Below are 12,294 nucleotides of genomic sequence, written 5' to 3' on the forward strand. Positions count from 1 at the left end.
TCGAGAGAGGGGGGCTTCAGCGCTGACATATGGTTTGCTATGGGTCTGGCGAAGCGCCGGAGGCCGTATTGATCGCACTATTCCAGGATTCCCCACGCGCCCGGCAGGTTGCCGGTGTGGCTGCCCTATTCCTGATGGCTGTGATTGCGACGCTGTCGCTGCTGCCATCGGCCGACCTGCCGCCTGTGGAAGGTTCCGACAAGGTCAAGCATTTCGTCGCCTATGCGGCACTTGGGTTCCCAGTGGCGGTCTGGGCCGGACCCGGAAAGGCGTTGCGCGCGCTCGTGCTGACGGCGCTGTTCGGCGGATGTGTGGAAGTCGCGCAGTTGCTGGCGCCCACCGGGCGGGAGGGGTCGCTGCTGGACGAATTGGCCAATGTGCTGGGCGGTGCGCTTGGCACCGGCCTCGCCCTTGCGCTGCGCAAGCGCTGACGGCGCCTATTCGGCGGCGGCAACGGCCTCCGGCGCATCGTCGAGCTGGTAAACGAACCGAAGGATGGACGCGCAGCCCTGTGCCACCGGGCGCAGGTCTCTCGGAAACTCGTTCGGACGTTCGGAGGCGAATTCGGCGATCCGGCGCGCGATGCGCAGAAGGTCGGGCGTGTGCACGATCATGCGGGCCTGGTGCTCGATCCGCTGCGGGTCACGGTCATAGACGGTCGGACCAACGCGCCAGCCGCCTGCCTCGCCCTCGTCGGTCAGGACGACCGGATAGGTGCCCTGCTGGACCGAAGATTGGGTCAATCCCAGCTCGGCACGGCGTGACGGGCTGCGGCGGCTGATCCGCCAATGCTCCATCAGCAGGTCTTCGTCATCGTCATCGGACCGGTCAGTATTCTGCATCGCCTGTTCGGAGACCAGTTCGTGCGCCTGGAACTGGCGGCCGAGGCCACACTCATAGGTCACGCGCAGCGGTTCATCGACGTCTTTGACCCAATGGGGCACGACGTTCTCGACCAGGGCCCATGTGCCGACCGGCTTTACATAGACGCGCTGCGACTTGTGAAAGAGGGCTTTCGCCATACTGAGTGTCTCCCCATAAGATGGACCATCATGGCACGTGCGGATTGCGGCACGGTGAAACGCATGGATCAAATTTCACCGATCGGGCTTTCGTCCTTTCCGCGTGGTCACGGCTTTCCGCGCACGTAAAGCGCGCTATTTTCCCGTCAGACAATGCAATTGCGCCCGGGCAACGGGCGGAGGGAGGCCAGAAACTCATGAACTTCGACTTTTCCGAAGACCAGAAATTCCTTGCCGGCGAGGCGCGGAAATTCCTTGAGGCCGAGAGCGCGATCCCTGTCGTGCGCGAGATCCTGAACGATGACTCCAAGGCCTATCATGAAGGCCTGTGGAAGAAGATCGCGGAAATGGGCTGGCTCGGCACCGCGATCCCCGAGGAACAGGGCGGTCTCGGCCTCGGCATGCTTGAAATGTGCGTGCTGGCAGAGGAAATGGGCCGCGTTCTGGCGCCGGTGCCCTTCTCGTCGACGGCCTACTTCCTGACCGAAGCGGTGAAGCTGGCCGGATCCGACGAGCAGAAGAACGACATCCTGCCCCGCATCGTCGCGGGCGAGATCATCGGCTGCTACGCCGCGAGCGAAGGCCCCGGCCATCCGGACCCGGCGCATCTCAGCACCGAATTCGACGGCAAGACGATCAGCGGCACCAAAATTCCGGTGACCGATGGCGGCATCGCCACCCATGCCGTGGTCCTCGCCAAGGAAGGCAAGGGCGCAAGCCTCGTCCTGGTGGACCTCTCCGGCGCGGGCGTGACACGCAGCGCGCTAGCCACGCTCGATCCGACCCGCGGCCATGCCGAACTGACCTTCACCAAGACGCCGGCAACGCGCCTTGGAAAAGCAGGCGATGGCGCGGCACTGAATGATGCGCTGATGGACAAGGTGGCCGTGCTGCTTGCCTTCGAACAGCTGGGCGGCGCCTCGAAAGCGCTGGAGATGGCGAAGGCGTATGCACTGGAGCGTTACGCCTTCGGCCGCCCGATCGGCGGCAACCAGGCGATCAAGCACAAGCTGGCCGAAATGTATGTGAAGAACGAGGTGGCCCGCTCGAACTGTTTCTATGGAGCCTGGGCCCTGTCGACGGACGCGCCGGAGATGCCGGAAGCGGCCGCCGCCGCGCGCGTCGCGGCATCGGAAGCGTTCTGGTATGCCTCCAAGGAGAACATCCAGACGCATGGCGGCATGGGTTTCACATGGGAAGTGGACTGCCACCTCTACTACCGCCGTGCAAAACTGCTGGCCGTGCAGGCCGGCGGACCGAAGGTGTGGAAAGAGAAACTTGTGCGAGCCCTTGAACAGAAGAATGCAGCTTGAAGGCAAGTACTGGCATCCTGGCCGCAAGCCTCATGATATCGGGCTGCTCGAAGCAAGAGCCTCAAGGTAAGGTATTGGAACCCATGGAAGTGACGTTTAATTTCGATGATGAGTTCGGAGTTGATCGTTCCACATTCAGTCCAGTTATTGTCTGGAACCGAGTTGCCGAGTCCGGCGACTATAGCGTGCAGATTGCTGCAGGAGTGGACCCGCTGATTGATCAGAGCTCTGAACGCTTGCAGAGTCAGGGGTTTCAAGGCGGCGGATACAGCTGGCAAGCGATGCTGCGTCAATCCTTGCGCGATGACGGAAGGAACCCTGACGACGGCATAAAGTGGGACTCAGAAGGCGATGTCATGGTGACCTACATGAAAAGCCCGGAACTTGCCGCACTTGTTGCACAGCATGCCCAGAGTTTTTTAACCGATGAAGACCGCGAGACTGTGCTCAGCTCGACGGCCAAAGGTATGGAATAAGGTAAGGAAGACACATCATGGACTTCAACGACACGCCTGAAGAAGCCGCCTTCCGCGCCGAAGCGCGCGCTTTCCTTGAAAAGCACCTCCAGCCCAAGGGCTCGGGTCGTATGGCCTCCAGCCGCGACCGGGTGAACCTGCTGCAGAAGGCAAAGGATTGGCAGAAGATCAAAGCCGAAAACAAGTTCGCCCAAATCACCTGGCCCAAGGAATGGGGCGGCCGCGGCGGCACCGCGATGCAAAGCGTCATCTGGGGCCAGGAAGAGTCGAAATTCGACGCGCCCACCGGCCCCTTTGCCATCGGCCTCGGCATGTGCATCCCAACCGTCATCGCTTTTGGCTCTGATGCGCACAAGGAGCGGTATGTCCAGAAGGCCCTGATGGGCGAGGAAATCTGGTGCCAGTTGTTCTCCGAACCCTCTGCCGGGTCTGACGTCGCAGGCCTCAAGACCCGCGCCGTGAAGGATGGCGACGACTGGGTGATCAACGGCCAGAAAGTCTGGACCTCCGGCGCGCACTATTCGGACTTCGGCATCCTCCTTGTCCGGACGGATCCGAAAGTGCCGAAGCACAAGGGCCTCACCATGTTCATCGTGAACATGAAGCAGAAAGGCGTCGAAGCGCGGCCGATCCATCAGGCCTCCGGCGGGCGCGAGTTCAACGAGGTGTACTTCACGGATGTGCGCATCCCGGATAGCGACCGGCTTGGCGAGGTCGGCGCAGGCTGGAAAGTGGCGCTCGTCACGCTGATGAATGAGCGGCTTGCCGTCGGCGGCTCTCCCGGCCCGGACTGGGGCGAGATCATGGACTATGCGCGCCAATCGGGCACGCTGTCGGACCAGGCCTTCCGCGAAAAGCTGGCGGACTGGTATGTCGCGGCGCAGGGCTACAAGCTGACCAAGTTCCGTACCCAGACGGCCCTGTCACGGGGCCAGACGCCGGGTCCGGAAAACTCCATCGGCAAGATCATCACCGCAAACCACTTGCAGGACATCTGCAACTCCGCGATCGAGATGCAGGACCATTACGGCATCATCAACGAGCCCGACCGGATGCCGGCCGATGCGATCTTCCAGCAGAGCTTCATGTGGGCGCCGGGCCTTCGCATCGCCGGTGGCACGGACGAGATCCTGAAGAACATCATCGCCGAGCGCGTGCTGGGCCTGCCCCAGGATGTGCGCGTCGACAAGGATCTACCCTTCGACCAGATGAAGAGCGGCTGACCGCCCCTTGGCGCGCGGGCGGTCACACGGCAGTTTGATGTCATGAGTGCACGCCCGATTCCCCCCATTGCCGGTGCCCGCCCGATGACCTGTCAGGCGGGCACTGTGCTGTTCCGGCCCACGGATGAATGTCCCGGTTTCGTCTCAGTGCATGAGGGCACGATCAAGGTGTCGCTGACCGGGCCAGGAGGACGCGAAATCGTGCTCTATCGCGTCAAGCCGGGAGATGTCTGCCTGCAGACCTTTGCCTGCCTCGCCGACGGGCGCACCTACACAGCCGAAGGCATCGCGGAGACCGACATCGTCGCCGAGATCATTCCCCTGCCGGTCTATGAAAGGCTGATGGCAGAGGACAGCGCCTTTCGCGCACACATATCGAGCGCGATCGCGCATCGCTTCGCCGACTTCGAACACCTGGTCGAAAGCCTCGCCCTGACCGGGCTGGAGGCCCGGCTCGCCGAGGCGTTGCTGCGGCTGGCGGACCCTTCAGGTGAAATCCAGATGACGCACGAAGCGCTCGCCGCCGAGATCGGCTCGGCGCGAGAAGTCGTCAGCCGGCAACTCGCCCGCTTTGCCCGGTCCGGGCTGGTCGACAGCAGCCGGGGGCGGGTAAAAATCCTCCGCCGTCAGGGGCTCGAGCAAAAAACACACGAAGCGTGACTTAGTCACGGAAGCGTTGCGGCAGACATGGCATGATGGCGTCATTGGAAAAGGAGACCCGCCATGTTCAAGACCAATGAAGGCACCATCGATCGCGTCCTGCGCGTAATCGTCGGCCTGGCCCTGATCGCTATCGTGTTCGTCGGCCCGAAGACACCGTTCGGCTGGATCGGCCTCGTACCGCTGCTGACGGGACTTGCCGGCACATGTCCGGTCTATTCGCTGCTCGGCATCAATACCTGCAAGCTGAAGCGCTAGCACCCCACGCTTGATCCCGGTCGCAGAGGCCCCTACTCCTGCCTGAGACGCAGTTCCAGGCGAGGGGTGGGGAATGATCGGAAGACTTGAAGAGCGCGACCCGGACGAGCACCACCGGGTTGCGACGCCGCTCGAACTGTTTGTGGACCTCGCCTCCGTCATCGCAATTGCGGCGGCGGCGGCCGGCCTGCACCACGCCCTTGCCGAAGCGCACTATCTGGAAGGCCTGCTGGTCTTCCTGATCACCTTTTTCGCCATCTGGATCGCCTGGCTGAACTACACATGGTTCGCCTCGGCGTTCGACGATGACAGCGTGTCCTTCAAACTGGCAACATTCGTTTTCCTGTCCGGATCTCTCGTCATGGCGGCGGGCGTGACAGAGTTTACGCATTCCCGCCTGATCCGCGTCATGGTGATCGGCTATGTGATCATGCGCCTTGCGATGGCCTATCTCTGGTTTTCTGCTGCCAAGGGATCGGCGCGGTACAGGGCGACCTGCCTGCGCTATGGGTGGTCCATCCTGGCCGTACAGGTCTACTGGGTCGTCCTCGGCCTGTTCCTGTGGGAATGGGCCCCGCCCATGCTCGTCCTGTTTGCCGTTGGCGCCGTCCTTGAACTGATCATTCCCTTCTGGTCGGAGCGCGCCGGGATGACGCCCTGGCATCGGCATCACATCATCGAACGCTACGGCCTGCTGACCATCATCGTTCTCGGCGAGACGCTTCTGTCGACCTCCTTCGCGCTGCGCGAAACCTTCGACGCGGGAGAGGTCGACGTCGCGCTGATCCGGCTGGCGGCCAGCGCCGCCATCATCACGTTCGCGATGTGGTGGGTGTATTTCACGCGCGAAGACAGTGTGCAGGGACGCGAACCCTGGCGCATCTTCACCTGGGGATATGGTCATATCCCGATATTTGCCGGCGCCGCAGCGGTCGGCGCGGGCGTCGCGGCGGCGATCGACATGCAGACGCATCATGCGCATGCGCCGCTCGCTGCCGGACACTGGGCGATCGCGATCGCTGTTGCTGTCTATCTTGTCGGACTGACAATCGCGCGGGAAGCCTTCAACCTCACCGGGGCAAACCGGTTCATCCTGCTCGCCGGCGCCCTGCTGAGCCTCGCCACGCCGTTGCTGCCCTGGCCGATGGAATCGCTTGCAACGCTGATGGTCGCGACGGCGGCGATCCGGACTATCCTTGCGAAGAACGACCCGAAGGTCGTGGCGTCATTCGCCTGACTGGTCCGGGATGGCGACTGCGCGTGCAGCGACAAACCGACTGACCTCGCGCACGCAGGTGCGGCCCGCCTCAGCAAGCGCCTGGGCACGCGAGGCGTTTGAAGACCCGCTGGCATCGGCACGGGACGACACGTTCGTCTGAGCGACCACATCGCGCGTGCGAGCGGCGAGCAAGGTCGCCTCGATTCCGCAGCGCGCCGTTGTGCCCGAGAGTGTGAAATCCGAGACGCGCCAGGCAAGCTCATAGTCGGCCGTCGCGCCGGACTCAGCGGCGATGGCGACGCCCTTGCCATCGCTGTCGAAGGAATCCAGCAGGGCCACCTGCATCATGCGCGTGGCGCTGTCTGCCCATTCGACCCCGCGAACGAGACGGAGGGCGCCGGTGCTGTCTTCCGCGGCGATGGCCCGACCACCGAAGAGGCGGGAGGCCTCCGGCTCGCGCACGATGACCGTCGCATCGAGGGATGCCTGCTGCGCCATGGCTCCGAACCGATAGAGGCCGTCCGGCGTTTCAGGTTCCGGCAGAACACTCACGCAAGCGGCCGTGGCGGCGAGCAGTGCAGAGATCGTCAGAAAGCGGATCATTTGCGTTTGTCCTCGTAGGGAATGGGCTGTCCGACCAGGACGCCCTGCGGGTTCTGTTCAAGGTCACGGGCAAGCCGGTCAAGCCGCGCGATGAGGACGCGCAGGTCCTGAGCGGCGAGCCGAGAATCCTCAACCGCGCCGGTTGCCGGCCCTTCAATCACCGTTCGCGCCGCCGTCAGCGCCTTGCCCCCTTCGCCCACAACCGTGTTGGCAGAGGCAACGACATTGCGGAACTCGACCAGGAGTTCATCCAGGTCTTCTCCGATGTCGCCGATTTCGGTGTTTGCTGTCGCGCCGAACTCTCCGAGGGACGCGGATGCGGTTTCGAACCGGTTGCTGGCCGAAGAGACATCGCGCAGCGTCACAGACGCCTGCGTGATCAAGCCGTCATCTGCCGCGAGTTTCGCTGTGATCGTTTCGATATTTCCGATCGAGCGGCTGAGCGACGCGATATTTTCTTCGGTCAGGAGGACGTTCAGTTTCTCGATCGCAGTGTTGGCCCGGCCGAGCACCTGCGCGCTGCCGGCGACGATTTCATCCAGCGGCGTCCGTTCGGCCTGGATGACCGGAACGGGATCTCCGGCGCGCGCCTCCAGCAATTTTCCGGTCGGCGACCCGGCGCTGATCTGCACAAAGGTGAGGCCCGTGATGCCGGCAAGCTGGATCGAGGCGTTGGAGTCGGTCTTGACCGGCGTTTCACGGTCAATCCGGATCCGTGCCCGGACTTTTGAGGGGTCGCCCCGGTCAATGCGGACCCAGGAAACTTCGCCGACCTTGATGCCGATATAGCGGACGTCAGAACCCTGTTCCAGGGAAACCGGCCCGTCGAAAACGACGTCATAGGCCTTGAAATCCTGCCGGAACTGCGACTGGCCCAGCCAGAGGACAAAGCCTGCAATGGCCAGCGTGGCTATGATGACGAAGGCGCCGATCACCGCATAATTCGCTCGCGTTTCCATCTCCGGGCCCCCTTTCTAGTGTCCCGTAGCGGCCCGCCCGCGCGGCCCGCCAAAGTATTCCTGCACCCACGGATGATCGAAGGCACGCAATTCATCGATCGTGCCAACTGCCAATACATGCTTGTCGCCCAGCACCGCAATCCGGTCGCAGACTGCATGCAGCGTATCCACATCATGCGTCACGAGGAAGACCGTCAGGCCAAGCGCCTGTTGCAGACTGCGGATCAGCGTGTCGAAACCCGCCGCAGTAATGGGATCGAGGCCTGCTGTCGGTTCGTCGAGAAAGAGAAGCTCCGGATCCAGCGCCAGCGCCCGTGCGAGCGCGGCGCGCTTGCGCATCCCGCCGGAGAGATCGGACGGATATTTCGGGCTCGCCGACGGTTCGAGCCCTGCCATGCGGATCTTCATGTCGGCAATTTCGTGCCGGAGAACCGGGTCTATCTGCGTATGTTCCTTGAGCGGGACTTCCACGTTTTCCCGTACCGTCAGGTTCGAAAACAGGGCTCCATCCTGGAACATCACGCCCCAGCGCTGCTCGATTTCCGCCCGTTCTTCCGGGTCGAGTTTTTCGAGCCGCTCGCCGAAGACTTCGACACTGCCGTCCGCAATTTCCTTGAGACCTGTGATGGCCCGCAGGAGGACCGACTTGCCGCAGCCGGACGGCCCGATGATGCCGATGATCTCGCCGCGATAGATGTCGAGGTCGAGATGCTCATGAACGACATGGGTGCCATAGGCGGTCTTCAGATTCCGGATACGGATGATGACGTCGCCGCTCATATCCCCATCTCCATATAGTAGACGGCGAACATGGCATCGAGAACAATGATGGCAAACAAGGCCTGAACGACGGAGGTCGTCGTCGAATGCCCGAGCGACTGGACGCTGCCACCGACATTCAGCCCCTGGCGGCATGCGATCAGGGATACGACGAAGCCGAATACCGGCGCCTTGGCGATCCCGGCCCAGAACTGGTCCACCGGCACATTGTTACGCAGGCGCTCGATGAACACGCCCGGATTTATGTCGAGCGACGTCCAGCCGACAACGATGCCGCCGGCAATCCCGGCAGCCGTCGCAACAAATGCCAGCGCGGGCGTCATCAGAACCATCGCAATAATGCGCGGCGCCACAAGAACATCCATCGGCTTCAGGCCCAGCGTCTGCATCGCGTCGATTTCCTGCCGCATCTTCATCGTGCCGATCTGGGCAGTGAACGAGGAATTGGTGCGTCCGGCGAGCACGATTCCGGTCAGCACAACGCCGAATTCCCGCAGCATGGAATAGCCGATCAGTTCGACTGTGTAGATTTCAAGATCGAAGTCGCGCAGCGTCGTCGCGCCGATAAAAGCAACGACAAGCCCCACGAAGAAGGACAGGAAAGCGATAATCGGCATCGCGTCGAGTCCGGCCTCCTCCATCACCGCAACGACCGACGTCCAGCGCATCTTCCACGGATTCATCAGGAGGCGGAGTGTCGTGACCAGCGTTTCACCAAGGAAGGCGAGCGTGGCGACAAGCTCCGACAGGATGTTCATGAAACCGCGGCCGGTGCGCTCCAGCAGGGCCGTGAAGCCATGGTCCGGTCTGCGCGCCGGCGGAACAGGGTCCGACACGGCATGTACTTGCTGCAGCAGGTGCCGGGCGACCGCATGATCGCCTTCAAGGCCGGAGCCGGCCGGCGCCGCACGCATCGCCTTGTCGATCAGATAGGCGCCGGCAGTGTCGATGCGGGCGAGACCGCTGACATCCACCTGCAGCGGCCGGGCCGGCTGAAGCGCCTCGATGCCTTCGGCCACCTGGTGAATCGTCATGACCGTCCAGTCCCCGGAAAGTCGGAGGCGGAGCACTTCGCCGCTCTCATCGAGCGCGAAACCGGGGGCCCTTGTATCTGGCATCTCTGGCAACTGGCCTGTTATTTCTAGCAAAACATGCTTAAGCACCACGAACGGAAGTGTGTGAAATTTTATCGGTCCGGGCGAGCGATGGGCAAACGAATCCTCGAAATTCAAGCAGTTTCATCCCCCCTCAGGGCGGCATTTGCCATTTCCAGGGGCGCCAAGACGCGTGCAGAGACCGTTCTGATCACCCTGACAGAGGGCGCCGCCACCGGCCGGGGCGAGTGCGTGCCGTATGGCCGCTACGGCGAAACGGTCGAGGGTGTGGTGGCATCCATCGAGGCGATCCGGCCGGAACTTGAAGGCGGTCTGGACCGGGCCGCACTACAGACCCTGCTGCCGCCGGGGGCGGCCCGCTGCGCGGTTGACTGCGCACTGTGGGATCTCGAAGCGAAGCTGACGGGCAAGCCGGTCTGGCAGCTCGCCGGACTGCCGCAGCCAAAGCCGCTGGAAACCGCCGTCACGATCAGCCTCGACACGCCGGTGGCGATGGCGGCGGCCGCGAAGACTACATCCGGCAAGTTGCTGAAGCTGAAGCTCGGCGGCCCGGAAGACCTCGAACGCGTCGAGGCCGTGCATGCGGCCCGGCCGGATGCACGGCTTATCGTGGACGCGAATGAAGGCCTTGGCGCAGACCAGCTCCCCGCCATGGCCAGTGCTGCGGCGCGGCTGGGCGTGGTGCTGATCGAACAGCCCTTCCCTGCCGGACAGGATGCCGGCCTGATGCGCCGGCCTGGACCGGTGGCGATCTGTGCCGATGAGAGCGCGCATACGAGCGCGGACCTGCAGGATCTTGCCCGGCGCTATGATGCCGTGAACGTTAAGCTCGACAAGGCGGGCGGGCTGACCGAAGCGCTGGCCATGGTCCGCGAAGCGCGCGCCTGCGGACTGGGTGTCATGATCGGCTGCATGGTGGCGGGATCGGTTTCCATGGCGCCGGCCGTGCTGCTGGCCGGCCTTGCCGATGCGGCGGATGTCGATGGGCCGCTCTGGCTGAAAGAGGATGTCGCCAACGGGCTGAAATATTCGGACGGTATGGTCATGCCGCCCGACGCGGCGCTCTGGGGATAGCGCCCCGTCAGTGCGCCGGCTGCGCGCTGCCGACCTGCTTGGGTTTGTCGAGCACGAGGACGACCAGCAGGATCAGGGCAAACGACATCGACATGGTCAGGAAGAGGTTGTTGTAGGTCATCACCGCCGCTTCGAGCTTTGTGCGGTAGACAAGCTGCGCCATCGCCGACGCTTCCGGATCGGCAACGCCGGCCGCGCGCATCCGCTCGGTCATCATCGCGAGGAAGGACTGCACGTCCGGCCGCGACAGCGACAGGCCGGAGGCAATCTGCTGCTCGTGCAGCTGGTTGTAGCCGATCATCATGGTCGTCAGGATGGCAATGCCGATGGCGCCGCCGAGGTTACGGCAGACGGTGAACAGGCCGGACGCATTGGCGACCCGGTCGGGCGGCAGCGTGCCCAGTGCGAGATTGGTCGTGGGGATCATGGTGAGGATCAGGCCCATGCCGCGGAACGCCTGCGGCCAGAGCAGTTCGCGGAAGCCCGACTCGCTGTTGAGGTGGCCATTCATCCAGGTGCCGCAAGCCGCCAGGACAAGGCCGAGCGCCAGGACATAGCGCGGATCGTAGCGCCGCGTCAGGGCACCGCCGAGCGGTCCGCCGATGAACATGGCAATGCCCGCGACGCTCATCACCTGCCCGATCTCAAGAGAGGAATAACCCCGGACCTGCCCCAGATACAGCGGAAGCAGGAAGACCGAGCCGTACAGGCCAAAGCCCATGACCGAACCAATCAGGGCACCGGAGGCGAAATTCCGGTCCCTGAACACGGTGAGGTCGACGAGCGGCGTCGGCGACTTCAGGACGCGGCTGATGAAGATGAACCCTGCAGCGGCGCATACAGCCGTCGCCTTCACGATCGTGCTGCTCTCGAACCAGTTGTCGCCGGGGGCTTCATCAACGATCCATTCGAGCAGGCCGAGGAACAGGGCCATCGCGACAAAGGCCGTCAGGTCCAGCCGGCGGAGCAGCGCCATGTCCCCTTTCTGTCGTGGAATATACAGGGAGACGAGGGTGATCGCGATGATGCCGGGGACGACGTTGATGAGGAACAGCCAGTGCCAGGAGGCATGCTGGGTGATCCAGCCGCCGAGGGTCGGGCCGATGGAGGGAGCCAGCGTGGCGACCATGCCGATGGCGACCTGCTGGTTCATCGAGCGACCGGCCGGGAAAAGGGTAAAACTTGCCGCCATCGTGGTCGGCACCATGGCGGCGCCTGCAAAGCCCTGCAGCACGCGGAACAGGATCAGAGAGTCGAGATCCCAGGACAGTGCGCACAAAATGCTAGAGATTACAAAGCCTCCGGCGGAGATGATAAACAGTTTTCGAAGGCCGAAGACGCGGTTGAGGAAGCCCGACAGCGGAATGCCGACCACTTCAGCAACCAGATAGCCGGACTGAATCCAGGCAATTTCTTCCTGGCTGGCCGACACGCCCGCCTGGATCTGGCGGATGGAACTGGCCACGATCTGGATGTCCAGAATGGCCATGAACATGCCGATCACCATGGCAAAGAAGCCGATGTTGAGCGCCACATTGCTGACCGGACGTGCCTGAGAGGTGACCATGGAGGGCGACAGCGTTGACTTTGCG

Annotated in this window: 14 protein-coding genes; 8 read left to right on the plus strand and 6 right to left on the minus strand. The window is 63.1% G+C overall.

Going from position 1 to position 12,294, the window contains the following annotated elements; translation table 11 throughout:
* Positions 1 to 68: 68 nt before the first annotated feature.
* A complete protein-coding gene (locus R3C13_RS02175) occupies positions 69 to 431 on the plus strand; it encodes a VanZ family protein (protein WP_371309153.1) in 363 nt (120 codons plus the stop codon).
* A gap of 6 nt (positions 432 to 437) precedes the next feature.
* Here the strand turns inward: R3C13_RS02175 and R3C13_RS02180 are convergent, their stop codons facing one another.
* Positions 438 to 1,022: a hypothetical protein gene (locus R3C13_RS02180; protein ID WP_371309154.1), complete on the minus strand. Its 585-nt coding sequence runs from the start codon at positions 1,020 to 1,022 to the stop codon at positions 438 to 440.
* A gap of 197 nt (positions 1,023 to 1,219) precedes the next feature.
* Between R3C13_RS02180 and R3C13_RS02185 the strand changes: the two genes are divergently transcribed.
* The 6 genes from R3C13_RS02185 (at position 1,220) to R3C13_RS02210 (ending at position 6,189) form a co-directional block, all read left to right on the plus strand.
* Entirely contained in the window at positions 1,220 to 2,335 is a 1,116-nt protein-coding gene (locus tag R3C13_RS02185) for an acyl-CoA dehydrogenase family protein (RefSeq protein WP_371309155.1), read from the plus strand.
* The gene (locus R3C13_RS02190) at positions 2,332 to 2,811 is read left to right on the plus strand and encodes a hypothetical protein (protein ID WP_371309156.1); all 480 of its coding nucleotides are present in this window, start codon (positions 2,332 to 2,334) and stop codon (positions 2,809 to 2,811) included. The genes R3C13_RS02185 and R3C13_RS02190 overlap by 4 nt, the downstream gene beginning before the upstream one ends.
* Positions 2,812 to 2,828: 17 nt before the next feature.
* Positions 2,829 to 4,034, plus strand: coding sequence for an acyl-CoA dehydrogenase family protein (locus tag R3C13_RS02195; protein ID WP_371309157.1), 1,206 nt, complete (start codon positions 2,829 to 2,831; stop codon positions 4,032 to 4,034).
* A 42-nt stretch (positions 4,035 to 4,076) separates the two neighbouring features.
* Positions 4,077 to 4,694: a Crp/Fnr family transcriptional regulator gene (locus R3C13_RS02200; protein ID WP_371309158.1), complete on the plus strand. Its 618-nt coding sequence runs from the start codon at positions 4,077 to 4,079 to the stop codon at positions 4,692 to 4,694.
* A 63-nt stretch (positions 4,695 to 4,757) separates the two neighbouring features.
* A complete protein-coding gene (locus R3C13_RS02205; protein WP_371309159.1) occupies positions 4,758 to 4,952 on the plus strand; it encodes a DUF2892 domain-containing protein in 195 nt (64 codons plus the stop codon).
* A gap of 73 nt (positions 4,953 to 5,025) precedes the next feature.
* Positions 5,026 to 6,189, plus strand: coding sequence for a low temperature requirement protein A (locus R3C13_RS02210; RefSeq protein ID WP_371309160.1), 1,164 nt, complete (start codon positions 5,026 to 5,028; stop codon positions 6,187 to 6,189).
* Here R3C13_RS02210 and R3C13_RS02215 read toward each other — a convergent pair.
* Genes R3C13_RS02215 through R3C13_RS02230 form a run of 4 tightly spaced genes read right to left on the minus strand, consistent with a single transcriptional unit; the run spans position 6,178 to position 9,631 of the window.
* Positions 6,178 to 6,774 carry an ABC-type transport auxiliary lipoprotein family protein gene (locus tag R3C13_RS02215; RefSeq protein ID WP_371309161.1) on the minus strand — a complete coding sequence of 199 codons (597 nt, stop codon included), beginning with the start codon at positions 6,772 to 6,774 and terminating at the stop codon, positions 6,178 to 6,180. The genes R3C13_RS02210 and R3C13_RS02215 overlap by 12 nt on opposite strands.
* Positions 6,771 to 7,733 (minus strand): MlaD family protein, encoded by a 963-nt coding sequence (locus R3C13_RS02220; RefSeq protein WP_371309162.1) that lies wholly within the window; start codon positions 7,731 to 7,733, stop codon positions 6,771 to 6,773. The genes R3C13_RS02215 and R3C13_RS02220 overlap by 4 nt, the downstream gene beginning before the upstream one ends.
* 15 nt (positions 7,734 to 7,748) lie before the next feature.
* A complete protein-coding gene (locus R3C13_RS02225) occupies positions 7,749 to 8,513 on the minus strand; it encodes an ABC transporter ATP-binding protein (RefSeq protein WP_371309163.1) in 765 nt (254 codons plus the stop codon).
* Positions 8,510 to 9,631 carry an ABC transporter permease gene (locus tag R3C13_RS02230; RefSeq protein ID WP_371309164.1) on the minus strand — a complete coding sequence of 374 codons (1,122 nt, stop codon included), beginning with the start codon at positions 9,629 to 9,631 and terminating at the stop codon, positions 8,510 to 8,512. The genes R3C13_RS02225 and R3C13_RS02230 overlap by 4 nt, the downstream gene beginning before the upstream one ends.
* A gap of 87 nt (positions 9,632 to 9,718) precedes the next feature.
* Here R3C13_RS02230 and dgcA point away from each other — a divergent pair, with 87 nt between their 5' ends.
* On the plus strand, positions 9,719 to 10,702 hold the full coding sequence (gene dgcA, locus R3C13_RS02235; RefSeq protein ID WP_371309165.1) for an N-acetyl-D-Glu racemase DgcA: 984 nt from the start codon (positions 9,719 to 9,721) through the stop codon (positions 10,700 to 10,702).
* Positions 10,703 to 10,709: 7 nt separating this feature from the next.
* Here dgcA and R3C13_RS02240 read toward each other — a convergent pair whose 3' ends face one another.
* The gene (locus R3C13_RS02240; protein ID WP_371309166.1) at positions 10,710 to 12,269 is read right to left on the minus strand and encodes a DHA2 family efflux MFS transporter permease subunit; all 1,560 of its coding nucleotides are present in this window, start codon (positions 12,267 to 12,269) and stop codon (positions 10,710 to 10,712) included.
* Between the last annotated feature and the right edge of the window lie 25 nt (positions 12,270 to 12,294).

The sequence above is a fragment of the Hyphomonas sp. genome (assembly GCF_041398385.1).
Lineage (GTDB): Bacteria > Pseudomonadota > Alphaproteobacteria > Caulobacterales > Hyphomonadaceae > Hyphomonas.